Annotated in this window: 1 protein-coding gene; it reads right to left on the bottom strand. The window is 58.0% G+C overall.

The window, feature by feature from the left end; genetic code table 11:
• The coding region (locus tag P0D70_RS37040; RefSeq protein WP_408188161.1) for an ATP-binding protein at positions 1–226 on the bottom strand (226 nt) is incomplete at both ends.

Genomic DNA, 226 nt, shown 5'->3' with positions numbered 1-226 from the left:
TTGGCCGAACGGCAGATTGCTGGTCAGGATGAGACTGCCGGTTTCGTACCGCTTGGCGACCACCTGGAAGAGCAGGTTCGCCTGCTCCCGGTCCATGGGCAGGTATCCCATCTCGTCAACGATGAGAAGCCTGTAGGGCTTCGTGATCCGCTTGATGGTTTCCTCCAGCTGATTGCGGCGCAACGCTGTCGTCAATTGCATCAGCAGATCGGCGGCAGTGATGAAA

Origin of the sequence: Paraburkholderia sp. RL17-381-BIF-C (assembly GCF_046026435.1) — a bacterium.
Classification (GTDB): Bacteria; Pseudomonadota; Gammaproteobacteria; order Burkholderiales; family Burkholderiaceae; genus Paraburkholderia.
The sequence above is the reverse complement of the archived record's forward strand: the minus strand, read 5'-3'. Positions and strand labels throughout refer to the sequence as shown.